This is a genomic window from Nocardioides psychrotolerans, from assembly GCF_943371775.1.
GTDB lineage: Bacteria > Actinomycetota > Actinomycetes > Propionibacteriales > Nocardioidaceae > Nocardioides > Nocardioides psychrotolerans_A.
Map to the genome: position 1 here is coordinate 52,464 of NZ_CALRWD010000009.1, position 17,913 is coordinate 70,376.

The 17,913-nt window shown below is 70.4% G+C and carries 19 protein-coding genes; 14 read left to right on the plus strand and 5 right to left on the minus strand.

Annotated elements, in window-relative coordinates:
• The first annotated feature begins 11 nt into the window (after window positions 1–11).
• From modA to glpX, 4 genes are read left to right on the plus strand one after another with little or no spacing between them, the layout of a single operon-like run.
• Complete coding sequence (gene modA / locus AAG827_RS04555) at window positions 12–767, plus strand: molybdate ABC transporter substrate-binding protein (protein ID WP_341924636.1); 756 nt, start codon at window positions 12–14, stop codon at window positions 765–767.
• Window positions 767–1,579 carry an ABC transporter permease gene (locus tag AAG827_RS04560; protein ID WP_341924638.1) on the plus strand — a complete coding sequence of 271 codons (813 nt, stop codon included), beginning with the start codon at window positions 767–769 and terminating at the stop codon, window positions 1,577–1,579. Before modA ends, AAG827_RS04560 begins: the two co-directional genes overlap by 1 nt.
• Entirely contained in the window at window positions 1,576–2,589 is a 1,014-nt protein-coding gene (locus tag AAG827_RS04565) for an ABC transporter ATP-binding protein (protein ID WP_341924640.1), read from the plus strand. The genes AAG827_RS04560 and AAG827_RS04565 overlap by 4 nt, the downstream gene beginning before the upstream one ends.
• 14 nt (window positions 2,590–2,603) lie before the next feature.
• Window positions 2,604–3,626, plus strand: coding sequence for a class II fructose-bisphosphatase (gene glpX, locus AAG827_RS04570; protein WP_341924641.1), 1,023 nt, complete (start codon window positions 2,604–2,606; stop codon window positions 3,624–3,626).
• Here the strand turns inward: glpX and AAG827_RS04575 are convergent.
• On the minus strand, window positions 3,594–4,430 hold the full coding sequence (locus AAG827_RS04575) for an alpha/beta fold hydrolase (RefSeq protein ID WP_341924643.1): 837 nt from the start codon (window positions 4,428–4,430) through the stop codon (window positions 3,594–3,596). The two genes, glpX and AAG827_RS04575, sit on opposite strands and share 33 nt — an antisense overlap.
• Window positions 4,431–4,520: 90 nt before the next feature.
• On the opposite strand from AAG827_RS04575, the gene AAG827_RS04580 reads away from it, so the two are divergent.
• Window positions 4,521–5,465 (plus strand): alpha/beta hydrolase, encoded by a 945-nt coding sequence (locus AAG827_RS04580; RefSeq protein ID WP_341924644.1) that lies wholly within the window; start codon window positions 4,521–4,523, stop codon window positions 5,463–5,465.
• 60 nt (window positions 5,466–5,525) lie between these two features.
• Here the strand turns inward: AAG827_RS04580 and ugpC (AAG827_RS04585) are convergent, their stop codons facing one another.
• Window positions 5,526–6,608 (minus strand): sn-glycerol-3-phosphate ABC transporter ATP-binding protein UgpC, encoded by a 1,083-nt coding sequence (gene ugpC / locus AAG827_RS04585; protein WP_341924645.1) that lies wholly within the window; start codon window positions 6,606–6,608, stop codon window positions 5,526–5,528.
• A gap of 179 nt (window positions 6,609–6,787) precedes the next feature.
• Here ugpC (AAG827_RS04585) and AAG827_RS04590 point away from each other — a divergent pair, with 179 nt between their 5' ends.
• Genes AAG827_RS04590 through ugpC (AAG827_RS04605) form a run of 4 tightly spaced genes read left to right on the plus strand, consistent with a single transcriptional unit; the run spans window position 6,788 to window position 11,087 of the window.
• Window positions 6,788–8,095, plus strand: a complete 1,308-nt coding sequence (locus AAG827_RS04590; protein ID WP_341924646.1) for an extracellular solute-binding protein — start codon at window positions 6,788–6,790, stop codon at window positions 8,093–8,095.
• Window positions 8,092–9,030 (plus strand): sugar ABC transporter permease, encoded by a 939-nt coding sequence (locus AAG827_RS04595; protein WP_341924647.1) that lies wholly within the window; start codon window positions 8,092–8,094, stop codon window positions 9,028–9,030. Before AAG827_RS04590 ends, AAG827_RS04595 begins: the two co-directional genes overlap by 4 nt.
• 7 nt (window positions 9,031–9,037) lie before the next feature.
• Window positions 9,038–9,868 carry a carbohydrate ABC transporter permease gene (locus AAG827_RS04600; protein WP_341924648.1) on the plus strand — a complete coding sequence of 277 codons (831 nt, stop codon included), beginning with the start codon at window positions 9,038–9,040 and terminating at the stop codon, window positions 9,866–9,868.
• 4 nt (window positions 9,869–9,872) lie between these two features.
• Window positions 9,873–11,087, plus strand: coding sequence for a sn-glycerol-3-phosphate ABC transporter ATP-binding protein UgpC (gene ugpC / locus AAG827_RS04605; protein WP_341924649.1), 1,215 nt, complete (start codon window positions 9,873–9,875; stop codon window positions 11,085–11,087).
• A gap of 4 nt (window positions 11,088–11,091) precedes the next feature.
• Here ugpC (AAG827_RS04605) and AAG827_RS04610 read toward each other — a convergent pair whose 3' ends face one another.
• Window positions 11,092–11,691: a DUF1707 domain-containing protein gene (locus AAG827_RS04610; RefSeq protein WP_341924650.1), complete on the minus strand. Its 600-nt coding sequence runs from the start codon at window positions 11,689–11,691 to the stop codon at window positions 11,092–11,094.
• A gap of 63 nt (window positions 11,692–11,754) precedes the next feature.
• Complete coding sequence (locus tag AAG827_RS04615; protein ID WP_341924651.1) at window positions 11,755–12,369, minus strand: hypothetical protein; 615 nt, start codon at window positions 12,367–12,369, stop codon at window positions 11,755–11,757.
• A gap of 107 nt (window positions 12,370–12,476) precedes the next feature.
• On the opposite strand from AAG827_RS04615, the gene AAG827_RS04620 reads away from it, so the two are divergent.
• Window positions 12,477–14,165, plus strand: coding sequence for a fumarate hydratase (locus AAG827_RS04620; RefSeq protein ID WP_341924652.1), 1,689 nt, complete (start codon window positions 12,477–12,479; stop codon window positions 14,163–14,165).
• Between the two features lie 182 nt (window positions 14,166–14,347).
• Here the strand turns inward: AAG827_RS04620 and AAG827_RS04625 are convergent, their stop codons facing one another.
• Window positions 14,348–14,599 (minus strand): hypothetical protein, encoded by a 252-nt coding sequence (locus AAG827_RS04625; RefSeq protein WP_341924653.1) that lies wholly within the window; start codon window positions 14,597–14,599, stop codon window positions 14,348–14,350.
• A 112-nt stretch (window positions 14,600–14,711) separates the two neighbouring features.
• Between AAG827_RS04625 and AAG827_RS04630 the strand changes: the two genes are divergently transcribed.
• From AAG827_RS04630 to AAG827_RS04645, 4 genes are read left to right on the plus strand one after another with little or no spacing between them, the layout of a single operon-like run.
• Window positions 14,712–15,065, plus strand: coding sequence for a zf-TFIIB domain-containing protein (locus tag AAG827_RS04630; RefSeq protein ID WP_341924654.1), 354 nt, complete (start codon window positions 14,712–14,714; stop codon window positions 15,063–15,065).
• A 48-nt stretch (window positions 15,066–15,113) separates the two neighbouring features.
• Window positions 15,114–15,806 carry a hypothetical protein gene (locus AAG827_RS04635; RefSeq protein ID WP_341924655.1) on the plus strand — a complete coding sequence of 231 codons (693 nt, stop codon included), beginning with the start codon at window positions 15,114–15,116 and terminating at the stop codon, window positions 15,804–15,806.
• A gap of 38 nt (window positions 15,807–15,844) precedes the next feature.
• On the plus strand, window positions 15,845–17,197 hold the full coding sequence (locus tag AAG827_RS04640; RefSeq protein ID WP_341924669.1) for a class II fumarate hydratase: 1,353 nt from the start codon (window positions 15,845–15,847) through the stop codon (window positions 17,195–17,197).
• Window positions 17,194–17,907, plus strand: a complete 714-nt coding sequence (locus AAG827_RS04645) for a class I SAM-dependent methyltransferase (protein ID WP_341924656.1) — start codon at window positions 17,194–17,196, stop codon at window positions 17,905–17,907. Before AAG827_RS04640 ends, AAG827_RS04645 begins: the two co-directional genes overlap by 4 nt.
• Window positions 17,908–17,913: the final 6 nt, after the last annotated feature.

The window sequence follows — 17,913 nt, forward strand, 5'->3', positions numbered from 1 at the left end:
TGAGGACCCGTGTGACCAGGCAGCTCGTCGCGTTCGCCCTCCTGCTGCCCCTGGCCGCCTGCGGCTCCGACGGCGGAGACGACAGCGGCGCGAGCGACACCACGATCACCGTGCTCGCGGCGGCCTCCCTCACCGACACCTTCACCGCGCTCGCGGAGGACTTCGAGGCCGAGCACGAGGGCGTCACCGTCAAGCTCGCCTTCGACTCCTCGGCCACGCTGGCCGAGCAGGCCGTCGGCGGCGCCCCCGCCGACGTGCTGGCCACGGCCGACACCGCGACGATGGACGACGCGAGCGAGGCCCTGGCCGCCGACCCGCAGCTCTTCGCGACCAACACCATGGTGGTGGCGCTGCCGGCCGACAACCCGGCCGGCATCACCTCCTACGACGACCTGGGCTCGGGCGACGTGACCTACGTCGTCTGCGTCGACACCGCCCCGTGCGGCAAGGTCGCCGCGGCCCTGATCGAGAGCACCGGCCTCACTGCCGAGCCCTCCAGCCTCGAGGTGGACGTGAAGGCGGTGCTGTCCAAGGTCGCCACCGACGAGGCCGACGCGGGCTTCGTCTACGCGACCGACGCGGTCGCCGCCGGCGACGCGGTCACCACCGTGGAGATCCCGGGCGCAGCCGAGCAGGTCACCTCCTACCCGATCGCGCCGCTGGTGCAGTCCGAGGAGTCCGACCTCGCCCAGGAGTTCGTGGACCTGGTCCTCTCCGAGGTCGGCCAGCAGGTGCTCGCCGACGCCGGCTTCGGCCCGCCGAGCTAATGTCCCGACGCAGCGACCCGACGACCCGGCAGACCCTCGGTCGACCACCGGCGGTCCTGGTCGTCCCCGCCGCGCTCGCCGCCGCACTGCTGGTGCTGCCCCTGGTCGCCCTCGTGCTTGACACCCCCTGGTCGACCTTCCTCGACCAGCTCGGCAGCCAGCCGGTCCGGGAGGCGCTGCGCCTCACCGCGGTCGCCTCGGGCGCCACGGTGGTCGCGTGCCTGGTGCTCGGCACCCCCCTGGCCTGGCTGCTGGCCCGCGTCGACTTCCGCGGCCGAGCAGTGCTGCGCGCCGCGGTCGCCGTGCCGCTGGTCCTGCCGCCCGTCGTCGCCGGCGTCGCCCTCGTCACCGCGCTCGGCCGCAACGGCCTGGTCGGCCCGCTGCTGCGCGAGGGCGGGATCACGCTGCCCTACACGACCGGCGCCGTCGTCATCGCCCACACGTTCGTGTCGATGCCGTTCTACGTGCTCAGCGTGGAGGGCGCGATGCGCTCCTCCGGCGAGCGCTTCGACGTCGTCGCCGCCAGCCTGGGCGCCACCCGCTGGACGACGTTCCGCCGGGTCACGCTGCCGCTGGCCATGCCCGGCATCCTCGCCGGGTCGGTGCTGGCCTGGGCCCGCTCGCTGGGCGAGTTCGGCGCGACGATCACCTTCGCCGGCAACTACCCCGGCACCACCCAGACGATGCCGTCGCTGATCTACACGACCCTCCAGGGCGATCCCGCGCTCGCACGCACGCTGAGCATGATCCTGCTGCTCGCCTCCGTCGCGATCCTCGCCGCCCTGCGCAACCGCTGGCTGACGACGCCATGACCGAGACCAGGAACGGGACCAGGACCGGCCTCGACGCGAGCATCCGCGTCCCCGACCGCCTCGAGGCGACCCTCCAGGCGCCGCCCGGCTCGGTCGTCGCCGTCATCGGCCCCAACGGCGCCGGCAAGACCACCCTGCTGCGCGCGCTGGCCGGCCTGGTCGAGATGACCGGCCACGTCACCGTCGACGGCGAGAGCTGGACCGACCCGCCCCGGCTGGTGCGCGAGCGCCGCCTCGGCTTCGTCTTCCAGGACCAGTCGCTCTTCCCCCACCTCACCGCCCTGGCCAACGTGGCCTTCGGTCTCCAGTCCCGTCGTACGCCGCGGCGCGCGGCCGAGCAGGTCGCGCAGGGGTGGCTCGACCGCTTCGCCATCGGTCACCTGGCCGGTCGCAAGCCGGGCGAGCTCTCCGGCGGCCAGGCCCAGCGCGTCGCGATCGCCCGCGCCCTGGCGTCCGACCCGCAGCTGCTGCTGCTCGACGAGCCGTTCGCGGGACTCGACGTCGGCGTCGCCACCAGCCTGCGGATCGAGCTGGCCCGCCACCTGGCCGACTACGGCGGGGTGAGCCTGCTGGTCACCCACGACGCGATCGACGCGCTGACCCTGGCCGACCGGGTGCTGGTGGTCGACGAGGGTCGGGTCGCCCAGTCCGGCAGCCCCCAGGAGGTGGCGGCCCGCCCGCTCACCGAGCACGTCGCGCGCCTCGTCGGCCTCAACGTCATCCGCGACGGCGAGACCTACCGCTCCTTCACCCCCAGCTCGGTGACCGTGTCGGTGCACCGTCCCGAGGGCTCCGCGCGCCACCAGTGGCACGGCCCGATCGCCAGCGTCGCGCCCCACGGCGACGCCGTACGCCTCCTGGTCGCAGCCGACGGACCCGTCCCCCGGGAGCTCCTCGCCGACGTGACCCCCGGCGCGGCCACCGAGCTCGGGCTGACCCCGGGCCGCGACGTGTGGCTCTCCGTCAAGGAGACGGCGGTCCAGACCTACGCGGCGGACCGCTCGAGGTGACGGACACCGTTACGATGCCGACCATGGAACCCACCCTGGACGTCGCGCCCCAGTCCCCCGACCGCAACCTCGCGCTCGAGCTGGTGCGGGTCACCGAAGCCGCCGCGATGGCGGCCGGCCGCTGGGTGGGCAAGGGCGACAAGAACGGCGCCGACGGCGTGGCGGTCAACGCGATGCGCGTGATGATCTCGACCATCGGCATGAACGGCACCGTCGTGATCGGCGAGGGCGAGAAGGACAACGCGCCCATGCTCTACAACGGCGAGAAGGTCGGCGACGGCACCGGCCCGGAGTGCGACGTGGCCGTCGACCCGATCGACGGCACCACGCTGACCGCCAAGGGCATGGCCAACGCCGTCGCCGTGCTCGCGGTCTCCCCGCGCGGCTCGATGTACGACCCGTCCGCGGTGTTCTACATGGACAAGCTCGCGACGGGTCCCGAGGCCGCCGACGTCGTCGACATCCGCTTCCCCGTCGCGGAGAACATCCACCAGGTCGCCAAGGCCAAGGGCAGCAAGCCCGAGGACGTCACCGTCATGCTGCTCGACCGCCCGCGCCACGAGGCGCTCGCCGAGGAGATCCGCGCCACCGGCGCCCGCATCAAGTTCATCGTCGACGGCGACGTCGCCGGCGCCATCTCGGCCGCCCGTCCCGACAGCGGCGTCGACCTGCTCCTCGGCATCGGCGGCACGCCCGAGGCGATCATCACCGCCTGCGCGATGAAGTGCATGGGCGGGGTGATCCAGGGTCAGCTGTGGCCGCAGGACGACGAGGAGCGCCAGCGCGCGCTCGACGCCGGGCACAACCTCGACCGCGACTTCGTCCTCCACACCGACGACCTCGTCACCGGCGACGACTGCTTCTTCGTCGCCACCGGGATCACCGACGGCGACCTGATGCGCGGCGTGCGCTACCGCTCCGGTGGCGCGACCACCCACTCGCTGGTGATGCGCTCGCGCAGCGGCACGATCCGCTCGATCACGAGCGAGCACAAGCTGCAGAAGCTACGCAGTTATTCCGCGATCGACTTCGACTGAGACCGGCTGCGCCTGCCGGCGCAGCGACCCGACGACGTGGTCGATGACGCGCGGGTCGACGGCCATCCCGACGTGGGAGGCCCGGACCTCGATGGCGTGCGCCGCGGGGTCGACGCAGGCGCGCCAGTCGACGATCCCGTCACGCTTGGAGTAGATCGCGGTGAAGGCCACGTCGTGGGGCACCGCGGAGCGGCTCTCGTCGAAGCTCTGACGTGCGCAGCTGCCGCCGACGCACTCCTCCGACATCAGGCCCGGCACCCCGGCCCGGCTGAGCCGCACGAGCACGTCGACCCCGGCGGTGAGGGCGCGGTGGTGCGCACCCGGCGCCAGCATCGGGCTGCCCATCGTGATGATCCCGGAGACCAGGTCGGGGCGGCGCACGGCGATCCCGCGCGCGAGCATCCCGCCGAGGCTGTGGCCGACGATCTGCACCCGCGTGCCACGGCGGATCGCGATCGACTCCAGCCGCGCCTCGAGCTGGGCGGCGGCGTTGAGGGTGCAGCCGATGTTGGCGCGGATCATCGAGCGGTAGGTGCGGTAGCCCTGACCCCGCAGCGCCTTGGCCATGAACGCCAGGGACGTGTCACCGGCCAGGAAGCCCGGCACGAGCAGCACCGGGTCGGGTGCCCGCACCGGCCCACGGCCCGTGTAGGGCGTGCTGCGTCGGGTGCGGCGGTCGTCGACGGAGCGCAGCGCGTAGCGGCCGGCCTCGGTGACGAGGCTCGCCTCCCGAGCGACGGCCACCAGCGCGGGCCGCGCATAGCCCTCCGGCAGGAGGAAGGAGGCCAGCGTGGAGGTGCTCATCTGGACGACGTTACGCGGACGTAACACGGGTATGTGGGAAATCCGGACCATTCGAAGACACCTCCTCACCCGTGGGAGACACTCGGTGACATGTCCCCACGCGCGCGCCGGCAGTCCGACACCACCCCCGCCGCGGTGCCGGTGGCGGTCTCCGGCGAGCTCTTCGCCCCCGTGTCGCCGGGTGTGGAGCTCTGCTACCAGACCTTCGGGAGCCCCGACGACGAGCCGTTGCTGCTCGTCATGGGGCTCGGTGGGCCGATGACCTGGTGGGACCACGAGCTGTGCACGATGCTGGCGCGCCGCGGGTTCTACGTGGTCCGCTACGACAACCGCGACACCGGCCGCTCGAGCCGCAGCGGCGCCCGCGTGCGTCGTACGACGCTCCTGCGGGCGTTCGCCGGCACCCGGGTGAGGGCGCCCTACACCCTGGTCCACCTGGCCGACGACGGCTTCGGGCTGCTGGACCACCTCGGCGTCGAGTCCGCCCACGTCGTGGGGGTCTCCATGGGCGGGATGATCGCGCAGACCATGGCGATCGCCGAGCCGCGCCGCGTGCGCAGCCTGGTCAGCATCATGTCGACCACCGGCAAGCGCACCGTCGGGTGGCAGCACCCGGGCCTGCTGTCGTCGCTGCTCGCCAACCGTGGCGTCGGACGCGACGCCTACATCAGGTCCAGCGCGACGCTGTGGAAGATGATCGGCTCCCCCGCCTACCCCCAGACCGACGAGCGCATCACGGCTCGCGCCGGCGAGACCTTCGACCGCGGGGTCAGCGCCAGCGGCGTCATGCGTCAGATGCTGGCGATCCTCACCCAGCCCAACCGGGGCCCACGGCTGCACAGCCTGCAGATGCCTGCCCTGGTCGTGCACGGGCTGGCCGACAAGATGGTCCACGTCTCGGGCGGGCGGGCCACCGCTGCGGCCATCCCCGGCGCCGAGCTGCTGCTGATCGACGGCATGGGCCACGACGTGCCGCCCGCCCTCTTCGAGACCTTCGTCAGCGCCATCCGACGCACCGCGGACCGCGCCCGCTGATGCACGACGGCCCGCCACCCACGAGGGATGACGGGCCGCCGACGATCCGGACTCAGGTGGTCACTCGCTGAGGCGGGCCCCGGTGTCGGTGTCGAACACGTGCACGCTGTGCGGGTCGGTCGTGACGTAGATCGTCTCGCCCTTGTGCACGGTGTCGCGGCCGTTGACGCGCACGATGATGTGGTTGGGCGTGCCCTCGACGTCGGAGGTGCCGTAGACGAAGCCGTCGGAGCCGAGCTCCTCGACGACCGTCACCTTGACCGGCAGGCCACCGTCCTCGGCGCTGACGACACGCCAGGACTCGGGACGGACGCCGACGGTGATGTTGCCCTCCATCCGCTTCGCAGCAGTCGGGTCGACCGGCACCTGGTACTGACCGATCTGGGCCCGGCCGTCATTGGCCGTCGCCTTGATGAGGTTCATCTGCGGGGAGCCGATGAAACCGGCGACGAAGAGGTTGACCGGCTTGTCGTAGAGGTTGAGCGGGGTGTCGACCTGCTGCAGGTCGCCGTCCTTCATCACCGCGACGCGATCACCCATCGTCATCGCCTCGACCTGGTCGTGGGTGACGTAGACGGTCGTGACACCCAGGTCGGCCTGGAGCTTGGCGATGTCGGTGCGGGTCTGCACGCGCATCTTGGCGTCGAGGTTGGACAGCGGCTCGTCCATGCAGAAGACCTGCGGGCTGCGGACGATCGCGCGACCCATGGCCACGCGCTGGCGCTGGCCACCCGACAACGCCTTGGGCTTGCGGTCGAGGAAGTCGGTCAGGCCGAGGATCGCGGCCGCCTCGGCCACGCGCTTCTTGCGCTCCTCCGGGGAAACCTTCGCCATCTTGAGCGCGAAGCCCATGTTGTCGGCGACCGTCATGTGCGGGTAGAGCGCGTAGTTCTGGAACACCATCGCGATGTCGCGGTCCTTGGGGGGCAGGTCGGTGATGTCCTTGTCACCGATGAAGATCTTGCCCTCGTTGACCTCCTCGAGCCCGGCCAGCATCCGCAGCGTCGTGGACTTGCCGCAGCCGGAGGGTCCGACGAGGACCATGAACTCCCCGTCGCGGATCTCCAGGTCGATGCCGGGCACCGTGGGCTTGTCCGCCCCGGGAAACCAGCGTTGTGCCTTCTTGAACGTGACTGTTGCCATTTTCTTGCTCCTTCACCGGCAGGTACGTGCCGGACGATCCGTTGTGAAGTGACGTGGGTCACCCTAATGGACCTCGCCCCAACGGGCACTGGTGGTCACATCCCCCACGCCCCTGATAGGACTAGGACTGTGACCCAGGCCACTCTCGGACCAGGGCCGCGTCAACTCGGAAGGACGCCATGACGCATCCAACGACGCGAGCTCGAGGGGTCGCGGCGACCGCGGTGGCGGCGCTCGCCTGCGGTCTCCTCGCGGCCTGCTCGGGTGGCTCCGGGAAGCCCACCCTCAACTGGTACGTCAACCCCGACGGGGTGGAGACGTTGACCGCCCTGGCCGAGCATTGCAGCACCGACGCCTACGACATCGAGGTGCAGCTGCTCCCGGCCGGTGCCACCGACCAGCGCACCCAGCTGGCCCGACGCCTCGCCGCCGGCGACACGTCGACCGACCTGATGAGCCTCGACCCGGTCTTCGTCGCGGAGTTCGCCAACGCCGACTGGCTGGAGCGGCTCCCCGACGACTACGCGACGAGCGCCACCGACGATGACGTCCTCGCCGGCGCGGCCGAGACGGTGACCTGGGACGACGGGGTCTACGCGTTCCCGCAGTGGGCCAACACCCAGGTCCTCTGGTATCGCAAGTCGCTGGCCGACGCCGCGGGTCTCGACATGAGCCAGCCGGTCACCTGGGAGCAGGTGATCCAGGCAGCGGCCGACAACGACGGCACGGTCGGCGTCCAGGCCAACAAGTACGAGGCCTACGTCGTGTGGATCAACGCCCTCATCCAGGGCGCCGGTGGCGACATCATCAGCGACAACGAGGCCGGCAAGGACGCATCGGTCGACATCGACTCCGACGCGGGCCGCGCCGCCGCCGAGGTGATCCAGCAGCTCGCCGACTCGGACGCGGCCCAGCCCGACCTCAGCACGTCCAACGAGGGCACCAGCCTGGGCCTGATGTACCCCGACGACGGCGCCGGCGAGTTCATGACCAACTGGACCTTCGTCTACAAGAACTACGAGGGCCTGATCGAGACCGGCGACCTCACCCAGGAGGACTTCGACGACCTGGGCTACGCCCGCTACCCGCAGACGGTGGCCGGTGAGGAGTCGAAGCCGCCGATCGGTGGGATCGACATCGGCGTCGGGGCCTTCTCCGAGAACACCGACTTCGCGCTCGAGGCTGCCGCCTGCGTCACCAGCCCCGAGGCCCAGGTCGCGCTCGCGGTCGACGAGGGCCTGATGCCGGCACGCACGTCGGCCTACGAGGACCCCGCGCTGGCCGAGGCCTACCCCGCCGACCTGCTCGAGCTCTACAGCGAGAGCGTGGACTCCGGCGGGCCGCGTCCCAAGAGCGCCTACTACGCGACCATCTCGGCAGCGGTGCAGAGCGTGTGGCACTCGCCCCAGTCGGTAGACCCCGACACCACCCCTGAGGAGTCGGCACAGTTCCTCAAGGACGTCCTGGCAGGGAAGGCCCTCCTGTGAGCACCGCGACCGCACCGTCGGAGGCCAAGCGCCGCTCCGACGCCCCCGAGACCAGCAGCCGCTCCCGCAGCGAGAACCGGCTGGGCCAGAAGCTCGTCGCTCCCGCGATCGTCGTGATGCTGCTCGTGACGGCGTTCCCGATGCTGCGCGCGCTCTACCTCTCGGTCTTCAGCTACTCCTTGACCGCACCCGAGGACCGCGAGGGCGTCGGGCTGGGCAACTACACGACCGCGCTCAGCGACCCGCTGTTCTGGAAGGTCACCGGGATCACCGTGCTCTACATGGTCGTCACGGTCGCGATCGAGCTGGTGATCGGCTTCGTCTTCGCGATGGTGATGCACCGCGTCGTCTTCGCCCGAGGGGTCATCCGCACCTCGATCCTGATCCCCTACGGCATCATCACCGTCGTCTCCGGCTTCGCCTGGCAGTTCGCCTTCAGCTACCAGAACGGCTTCGTCAACTCCTGGATCCCGGGCCTGGACCCGATGTTCAACTGGTTCGGCGAGACCACCCCGGCTGTCGTGGCGATCATGGTCTCCGAGATCTGGAAGACCACGCCCTTCATGTCGCTGCTGCTGCTCGCCGGGCTGGCGCAGGTCTCGGAGGACATGATCGAGGCGGCCAAGGTCGACGGCGCCACCTGGTGGCAGCGGCTGTGGAAGGTGATCCTGCCCAACATGCGGGCCGCGATCATGGTCGCGGTCCTCTTCCGCGCCCTCGACGCCTACCGGATCTTCGACAACATCTTCGTCATGACCGCGGGTGCGGTGAACACCGAGTCGATCTCGTTCCTCACCTACCGCCAGACCATCGAGCAGTTCCAGCTCGGCATGGGCTCTGCCCTCTCCGTGCTGCTCTTCCTCTCGGTCCTGCTCATCGCAGCCTTGATCGTCAAGCTGTTCCGGGTCGACCTAGCCCAAGCGCGACAGGAGTGACGACGTCATGAGAAAGCTCGGAACAGCCGTCGGCTGCGTCCTGATCCTGGTCTGGTGCCTGCTGCCGGTCGCGTGGATCATCTCCCTGTCCTTCAAGTCCCAGACCGCGATCACCAACGGCAGCCCGGGCTTCCTCCCGGCCGACGGTGACGGAGCCGGGTGGGCCAACTACAGCGACGTGCTGGCCAACGACCAGTTCCGCCGTGCGATCTTCAACTCGATCGGCATCAGCCTGATCGCCACGCTGCTCTCGGTGATCATCGCGACGCTGGCGGCCTACGCCATCGCCCGGTTGGAGTTCAAGGGCAAGAAGTTCGTGCTGACGATGGCCCTCGCGATCGCGATGTTCCCCGTGGTGTCGCTGGTGGGGCCGCTCTTCGACATGTGGCGCACCATCGGCCTCTACGACACCTGGCCGGGCCTGATCATCCCCTACATGTCCTTCACGCTGCCGCTGGCGATCTGGACCCTCTCGGCGTTCTTCCGCGAGATCCCGTGGGAGCTCGAGCAGGCGGCCCAGGTCGACGGCGCCACGTCGTGGCAGGCCTTCCGCAAGGTGATCGTGCCGCTCGCCGCGCCGGGTGTCTTCACCGCCGCGATCCTGACGTTCTTCTTCGCGTGGAACGACTTCGTCTTCGGGATCTCGCTCACCTCGACGGAGAGCGCCCGACCGATCCCAGCGGCCCTGTCCTTCTTCGTCGGGGCCGACCCGTTCAACCGCCCGGCCTCGTTGCTGGCCGCGGGAGCCGTCGTCTCGACGATCCCGATCATCATCATCGTCCTGATTTTCCAGCGCAAGATCGTCGCCGGCCTGACCTCCGGCGCAGTGAAGGGTTGATCTCATGGCTGCCATCGACATGAAGAGCATCGTGAAGAAGTACGGCGACGGCTTCCCCGCGGTCAACGACGTCAGCATCGACGTCGCCGACGGGGAGTTCATGATCCTCGTCGGCCCCTCGGGCTGCGGGAAGTCCACCCTGCTGCGCATGATCGTCGGCCTCGAGGACATCACCTCGGGCGAGATGGTCATCGGCGACAAGGTCGTCAACGATCTCGCGCCCCGCGAGCGCAACCTGGCCATGGTCTTCCAGAACTACGCGCTCTACCCCCACCTCACGGTCTACGACAACATCGCCTTCCCGCTGCGGCTGGCCAAAGCCGACGAGGCCACCGTGGACGAGAAGGTGCGGGCGGCCTCCAAGACGCTCGAGCTCGACGAGCACCTGGACCGCAAGCCGGCCAACCTCTCCGGAGGTCAGCGCCAGCGCGTGGCGATGGGACGTGCGATCGTGCGCGACGCCGACGCCTTCCTCTTCGACGAGCCGCTGTCCAACCTCGACGCCAAGCTGCGCGGCCAGATGCGCGGCGAGATCTCGCGCCTGCAGAAGAAGCTCGGCATCACCACCGTCTACGTCACCCACGACCAGACCGAGGCGATGACCCTCGGTGACCGGGTTGCCGTCCTCAAGCGCGGGGTCCTGCAGCAGCTGGCGACGCCGCGCGAGCTCTACTCCAACCCGGGCAACCTCTTCGTCGCCGGCTTCATCGGCTCCCCCCCGATGAACTTCCTCCCGGCCACGGTCGAGGGCACCTCGGTGGAGCTGCCGTTCGGCACCGTCGAGATCCCCGCCGACAAGGCCGAGAAGGCCGCCGGCAAGGGCCTGCTCATCGCAGGCATCCGCCCGGAGGCGTTCGAGGACGCCTCGGTCGTCGACGAGTCCAAGAAGCGCTCCGGGTCCACCTTCAAGGCCACCGTCGAGGTCGTGGAGTGGCTCGGCAGCGAGGCCTTCGCCTACATCCCCTTCGAGGCCCCGCCGGAGGTGCAGGAGCAGCTCCAGCAGCTCGAGCGCGACCTCGACGGCGAGACGCTGCGCACCCAGCTGGTCATCTCCCTCGACGGCTCGAGCACGGTCGCCGAGGGCGACGAGGCCGAGATCTGGGTCGACACGACCAAGATGCACCTCTTCGACCCCGCCACCGGCGAGAACCTCACGATCGACCGCGAGCGCGCCGGCCGCGTGCCGGCGCTCCAGGAGGAGGCCCTCCAGAACGGCTGATCCGTCAGCCGTGCTTGCGCTCCACCGAGACCCCGCCCCAGATCGCCACACCCCGCACCCGGACGGTGGGCGAGGTCTCGTCGAGCTCGGCAGCCACCAGCCCTGACGGCCCCGAGTAGCCGCCCATGATGCCGGTGCCCTCGAGGGCCACCCGGGTGTGCGGCCCGACCACGATCGAGGCGCCGCCCATGATCGCGTTGACGGTGATGACCACCTCGTCGGCGGCGTACGACGCCTGGCGCAGGTCGAGGGTCGCCCCACCCATCACGCACAGCACCCTCAGGTGCTCGGGCACCGACCAGGTGCCCGAGCGCTCGAAGCCGCTCAGGATCGCGACCCCGCGCTCGGTCGAGCGGGGCGGCTGGGCCGACCGGGTGACCGGTGCGGACGCAGCGGCAGCGACCACCGCCGGCGCGAGGTCGCTCGTGATCGGCGCCAGCTCGGCGTAGGTCCTGGCGGCGAAGGTCGCCTCGAGCCGCTCGTCGAGCTCGCCGAGATCGATCCGGCCGTCCCCCGCGGCCTCCCGCAGGATCTCCGCCACCTCATGACGTTGGGCGTCGGAGACACGCATGCGCGCCGGGTCGGGCTCGAGCTCGCCACTCATGTCCGGCAGCCTACGTCGGTCCTGTGCGACGAGATGATCGCCTCGTGCCAGCGGTCACGTGCGTCAGCAGCCTGCTGCGCGGGCGATCCCGTATCGGTAGTCGCTGGTGGCGTAGCGGGAGCGGGGGCACAGGACGGTGCCGGTGTCGCGTCCACCGAACGTCTCGATCGGCCCCCACTTCTCCGTGCCCTGACCGGGGGCGCGCGAGCACGACAGGTAGTGCCAACGCCCCTTGACCTGGTAGTTCCCCGTGAACAGGGCGAAACGACGATCCTTGTTCTTGGCCGGGATGCTGAAAGTCTTGGTGACCGATGAGGTCGTGGTCTTCGCCCCCTCGGCTGCGACCGAGATCCCGACCTTGGCCTCGACCGATGCGAATCCCCAGTTGGCGGACCCGCCGACCTCCGACGTGATGTTCGTCTTCGCCTTCAGCGTCTCAGCATGGATGAGCGTCGTCGCCTCGCTGTAGGCGCTTCCGGCCGACAGCGTGATCGCCTCCACGTGCGTGGGGACGAACTTCTTTCGGACGTTCTCGACCCGCTTGATGATCACCTTGTCCTGCCCGGTGCACTGCGACTGGACGTCGGCGTACGAGGGACCGGCCCACCAGACGGAGGGACTCAGCACGACGGCAGCGGCGGCCAGGACGGCGAGAGGGCGTCGAAGAGCAAGATTCACGGGGGGCTCCGAGCGGTGGCGTTGTGTGCGCGCCCGAGCGGCCGCACGACTGTTGGGCTCCCTTACCCAACCCGTAGGCAGGAGAAACCAGTGAGTAATCTCGGGGTGTGAGCACTGGCCCTGAGTTCCGTTACTCCGACCTCCTCCCGACCGGCAAGGACGACACTCCTTACCGGCTGATCACCACGGAGGGGGTGTCGACGTTCGAGGCGGACGGCCAGACGTTCCTCCGCGTCGACCCCGAGGCGATCCAGCGCCTGACGGCGGAGGCGATGCACGACATCAGCCACTACCTGCGCCCGGCGCACCTCGCGCAGCTGCGCAAGATCATCGACGACCCGGAGGCGTCGGGCAACGACCGCTTCGTCGCGCTCGACCTGCTCAAGAACGTCAACATCTCCGCCGGCGGCGTGCTGCCGATGTGCCAGGACACCGGCACGGCGATCGTCATGGGCAAGAAGTCCGAGGGCGTGCTGACCGGCGTCGACGACGGCGAGGCGATCAGCCGGGGCGTCTACGACGCCTACACCAGGCTCAACCTGCGCTACTCCCAGCTTGCGCCGATCACGACGTGGGAGGAGAAGAACACCGGCACCAACCTGCCGGCGCAGATCGAGCTCTACTCCACGCCTGCGAAGGACGGCACGCCGGAGTACAAGTTCCTCTTCATGGCCAAGGGCGGCGGCTCGGCCAACAAGTCCTTCCTCTTCCAGGAGACGAAGGCCGTCCTCAACCCCCAGCGGATGCTGGAGTTCCTCGACGAGAAGATCCGCTCGCTCGGCACGGCCGCCTGTCCGCCCTACCACCTGGCGATCGTCATCGGCGGCACGTCGGCGGAGTTCGCGCTCAAGACCGCCAAGTACGCCTCCGCTCACTACCTCGACAACCTCCCGACGTCCGGGTCGATGGACGCGCACGGCTTCCGCGACGTGGAGCTCGAGGAGGAGGTCTTCAAGCTGACCCAGTCGTTCGGGATCGGCGCGCAGTTCGGCGGCAAGTACTTCTGCCACGACGTGCGCGTCGTGCGCCTCCCGCGGCACGGTGCCTCGTGCCCCGTGGCGATCGCGGTCTCCTGCTCGGCGGACCGGCAGGCCCTGGGCAAGATCACCGCCGAGGGCGTCTTCCTCGAGCAGCTCGAGACCGACCCCGCCCACTACATGCCCGACGCCGGTGTCGCCGACGACATCGCCGGCGGCGAGGTCGTCCCGATCGACCTCAACCAGCCGATGGCCGACATCCTGGCCACGCTCTCGCAGCACCCGGTCAAGACCCGGCTCTCGCTCACCGGCCCGCTCGTCGTGGCGCGCGACATCGCCCACGCCAAGATCAAGGAGCTCCTCGACGCCGGCGAGGAGATGCCGCAGTACCTCAAGGACCACCCCGTCTACTACGCCGGACCGGCCAAGACCCCCGAGGGTCTGGCCTCCGGATCGTTCGGCCCGACGACGGCCGGGCGCATGGACTCCTACGTCGAGCAGTTCCAGGCCGCCGGCGGCTCGATGGTGATGCTCGCCAAGGGCAACCGCTCCAAGGTGGTCACCGAGGCCTGCGCCACCCACGGCGGCTTCTACCTCGGCTCGATCGGCGGCCCGGCCGCCCGTCTCGCCCAGGACTGCATCCGCTCGGTGTCGGTCCTCGAGTACGAAGAGCTCGGCATGGAGGCGGTCTGGAAGATCGAGGTCGAGGACTTCCCCGCCTTCATCGTCGTCGACGACAAGGGCAACGACTTCTTCACCGACCCCTCCGGCACCGTCACGGTCCCGATCTCGGGCATCCGGGTGCGCTCGGCGGAGTAGGTCGGCCTTCGCTGGTCGAGCCCGAGGAGCCCTGGCGACGAGGCGTCGAGACCCCGCACCCCGACCAGCAGCCCCAGCCGTACGACGTACCAGGAGGCCGCAGGCACCTCACCAGGTCTCGACGCCTCCTCGCTGACGCTCGTCGTGCTCGACCGACGGAGCCGGAGGGGCGGCCGCCGAGATCAGGACGGGTCGGTGAGCCCCTGCGGCTCATGAGCGTGGTCCGGCCTGGAGTTGGGACCGGTCGGGCCCTCGTCGGGGCGACCGCTCTCGTCGCTGGGCGATCCCGCGACCGACTGGTCGTCGGAGATCGGGGTGTCCGCGTCGGCCGGGTCCATCGCGCCGACCTCCGACACCTGACCCTCCGACTGGCCCTCGGACTGGGCCTGCTCCTGGTCCTCGCTCGGGTCCTGCGGCTGCTCGGTCGGGGTCATGGGCGCTCCTGGGATCGGCGTCGTGTCGTGCTGTCGTCTCGACGGTACCCAGCACCCCGAGGGAACCCCCACGCCCCGCGGCGCGTTCACAGGGGGACGACAGGAGATCCACATGAAGTGCCCCACCGACGAGACCACCCTCGTCATGAGCGAGCGCAGCGGCATCGAGATCGACTACTGCCCCACGTGCCGCGGTGTCTGGCTCGACCGTGGCGAGCTCGACAAGATCATCGACCGCTCCCTGAGCGTCCAGCCTCCCGCGGCCGCACCGGCCGCTCCCCCGCAGCCGTCCTACGACCGCGACGACCGCAGCCGGGACAGAGACAGGGACCGGGACCGGGACCGGGACGACCGCTACGAGACCTACCAACAGCCCCGCCAGCAGGGCTACCAGCAGGGCTACCCCCAGCAGGGGCACTACAAGAAGAAGCGCAAGGAGAGCTGGCTCAGCGAGATCTTCGACTGAGGACCCCCTCACGTCCGCGGCCGGCTCGGCAGGGTCGAGACTGCTCCCATGGACTACGTCGAGATCGCCCGTGCCGAGTCCGAGCGCGGCGAGCTGGTGCTGCGCGAGCGCCGGTCGGCGGACGGGCCACCCGTCCTGGAGCTGAGGGCCAACGGCGCCTTCGTCATGGACACCGTCGAGGTCAGCACCGAGCGCGCGCTGGCGACGGCGGCGCTCGCCCTGGTCGAGCAGCCCCGTGACGTCGTCGTCGGCGGACTCGGGCTCGGCTTCACGATGCACGAGGTGCTCGCCGACCACCGGGTGGAGCGGTGCGCCGTGGTCGAGATCGAGGAGGCGCTGGTCGGCTGGATGCGCGACGGCACCATCCACCACGGTCCGGCCCTGCTGGCCGACGAGCGCGTGCACCTGGTGGTGGCCGACGTCGCGGTCGCCCTCGCCGAGGCCCGCCCGGCGTCGTACGACCTGATCCTGCTGGACGTCGACAACGGCCCGGGCTACCTGGTCCACGCGGGCAACGCGGCGCTCTACGAGCAGCCCCTGCTGGCGGCGGCCAAGGCCGTGCTCCGCCCCGGTGGCGCCCTGGCGATCTGGTCGGCCGACGAGGCCCCCGACCTCGACGCGGCGCTGACCGGCGTCTTCGGCAACAGCGAGGCCCAGCCGCTCCAGGTGCTGCTCCAAGGACGCGACGAGCGCTACTGGCTCTACGTCGCCCGCGTGGCTGTGGGTAGCCTCGGGGAGTGACTGACTCAGGCGATCACTTCCGCACCGAGCACGACTCCATGGGCGAGGTCCGGGTGCCCCCCGACGCCCTCTGGCGGGCCCAGACCCAGCGGGCGGTGGAGAACTTCCCGATCAGCGGCACCCGGCTGGAGCGCCGGATGATCGAGGCCCTGGCCCTGGTGAAGGCGGCCGCCGCCACCACCAACGAGCGTCTCGACATCCTCACCGCCGAGCAGGCCGGCGCCATCCGCGAGGCCGCTGCGGAGGTGGCGGACGGCGAGCACGACGACCACTTCCCGATCGACGTCTTCCAGACCGGGTCGGGCACGAGCTCCAACATGAACGCCAACGAGGTCATCGCCTCCTTGGCGGCCCGCGCCGGCGTCGAGGTGCACCCCAACGACCACGTCAACGCCAGCCAGTCGAGCAACGACACCTTCCCGACCGCCATCCACGTCGCGGTCACCCGCGCCGTCGTGGGCGACCTGCTGCCGGCCCTCGGGATGCTCGAGGGCAGCCTCGGCGCGAAGGCCGAGGAGTTCGCAGGGCTGGTGAAGTCCGGCCGCACGCACCTGATGGACGCGACGCCGGTGATGCTCGGCCAGGAGCTGGGCGGCTACGCCGCGACCGTGCGCTACGGCGCCGAGCGGCTGGAGTCGGTGCTCCCCCGCGTGCGCGAGCTGCCGCTCGGCGGCACCGCCGTCGGCACCGGGATCAACACGCCCGACGGTTTCGCCGCCGGCGCGATCGGTGAGCTCAACGAGCTGACCGGCGAGACCTTCACCGAGGCACGCAACCACTTCGAGGCCCAGGGCACCCGTGACTCGCTGGTCGAGCTCAGCGGCGTGCTGCGCACCATCGCGGTCGGCCTGACCAAGATCTGCAACGACCTGCGCTGGATGTCCTCGGGGCCGACCACCGGCCTCGCGGAGATCCACCTGCCCGACCTCCAGCCGGGATCGAGCATCATGCCCGGCAAGGTCAACCCGGTGCTGCCCGAGGCCACGCTGATGGTCTGCGCGCAGGTCATCGGCAACGACACGGTCCTCACCGTCGCCGGGGCCAGCGGCAGCTTCGAGCTCAACGTCGCGATGCCCGTGATGGCCCGCAACCTGCTGGAGTCGATCCGCATCCTGTCGACGTCCATGACCCTGCTCGCGCAGCGCTGCGTCGACGGGATCACCGCCGACGCCGAGCGCATGCGCCGCTATGCCGCGTCCTCGCCGTCGGTGGTGACGCCGTTGAACAAGTACGTCGGCTACGAGGCCGCCGCCGCCATCGCCAAGAAGGCACTGGCCGAGGGAGCGACGATCCGGGAGACCGTGATCGCCCTGGGGCACGTCGAGCGCGGTGACCTCACCGAGGCCCAGCTCGACGCCGCACTCGACCTGGAAGGGATGACCCACCCGTGACCGACTTCGAGGTGCACGCACCCGGCACCGTCCGTCGTCAGTACGCCGACGAGGGCAACCTCCAGACCCGTCGGTCGGTCTGGCAGCCGACCCTCGAGGGGCGCGACCCCACGGCCGTCGCCCTCGAGGAGGCCGCGGCGGCCGCCCCGACCCGGATGCTCGAGGTCGGCTGCGGCACCGGCGCCTTCGCCGAGCGCGTCGCCGCCCGGCTGCCGGGGCTGGACCTCGTCGCCCTCGACCAGTCGGAGCGCCTGGTGGAGCTCACCGCAGCCCGGGGCGTCACCGCGCACGTGGCCGACACCCAGTCGCTTCCCTTCCCCGACGACTCCTTCGACGTCGTCGCGGCGATGTGGATGCTCTACCACGTGACCGACCTGCACCGCGGCCTCGCCGAGGTCCACCGCGTCCTGCGCCCCGGTGGCACCTTCGTCGCCGTCACCAACGGCGACGAGCACGTCGGCGAGCTGCGCCAGTCGGCCGGCGGGCCGCTCGCGCTCACCCACTTCAGCAGCGAGAACGGCGAGGAGGCGCTGCGACGCCACTTCTCCGACGTGCGGCGCGAGGACCTGCGCACGCGGGCGGTCTTCCCCGACCACGCCGCGGCGATGGCCTACCTGCACTCCTCGCAGGAGCCGATCGACTGGGACCTCCCCCACTTCGAGGGCTCGCGCGAGTACGCCGGCCACGTCACGGTCTTCGTCGCCCGCTGACCGGGC

What these genes read in the sequence shown, in the direction of transcription:
- AAG827_RS04560 (WP_341924638.1), top strand. Translation starts at nt 767, where the DNA reads ATGTCCCGACGCAGCGACCCGACGACCCGGCAGACCCTCGGTCGACCA.
- AAG827_RS04565 (WP_341924640.1), top strand. Translation starts at nt 1,576, where the DNA reads ATGACCGAGACCAGGAACGGGACCAGGACCGGCCTCGACGCGAGCATC.
- glpX (WP_341924641.1), top strand. Translation starts at nt 2,604, where the DNA reads ATGCCGACCATGGAACCCACCCTGGACGTCGCGCCCCAGTCCCCCGAC.
- AAG827_RS04575 (WP_341924643.1), bottom strand. Translation starts at nt 4,430, where the DNA reads ATGAGCACCTCCACGCTGGCCTCCTTCCTCCTGCCGGAGGGCTATGCG.
- AAG827_RS04580 (WP_341924644.1), top strand. Translation starts at nt 4,521, where the DNA reads ATGTCCCCACGCGCGCGCCGGCAGTCCGACACCACCCCCGCCGCGGTG.
- ugpC (WP_341924645.1), bottom strand. Translation starts at nt 6,608, where the DNA reads ATGGCAACAGTCACGTTCAAGAAGGCACAACGCTGGTTTCCCGGGGCG.
- AAG827_RS04590 (WP_341924646.1), top strand. Translation starts at nt 6,788, where the DNA reads ATGACGCATCCAACGACGCGAGCTCGAGGGGTCGCGGCGACCGCGGTG.
- AAG827_RS04600 (WP_341924648.1), top strand. Translation starts at nt 9,038, where the DNA reads ATGAGAAAGCTCGGAACAGCCGTCGGCTGCGTCCTGATCCTGGTCTGG.
- ugpC (WP_341924649.1), top strand. Translation starts at nt 9,873, where the DNA reads ATGGCTGCCATCGACATGAAGAGCATCGTGAAGAAGTACGGCGACGGC.
- AAG827_RS04610 (WP_341924650.1), bottom strand. Translation starts at nt 11,691, where the DNA reads ATGAGTGGCGAGCTCGAGCCCGACCCGGCGCGCATGCGTGTCTCCGAC.
- AAG827_RS04625 (WP_341924653.1), bottom strand. Translation starts at nt 14,599, where the DNA reads ATGACCCCGACCGAGCAGCCGCAGGACCCGAGCGAGGACCAGGAGCAG.
- AAG827_RS04630 (WP_341924654.1), top strand. Translation starts at nt 14,712, where the DNA reads ATGAAGTGCCCCACCGACGAGACCACCCTCGTCATGAGCGAGCGCAGC.
- AAG827_RS04635 (WP_341924655.1), top strand. Translation starts at nt 15,114, where the DNA reads ATGGACTACGTCGAGATCGCCCGTGCCGAGTCCGAGCGCGGCGAGCTG.
- AAG827_RS04640 (WP_341924669.1), top strand. Translation starts at nt 15,845, where the DNA reads ATGGGCGAGGTCCGGGTGCCCCCCGACGCCCTCTGGCGGGCCCAGACC.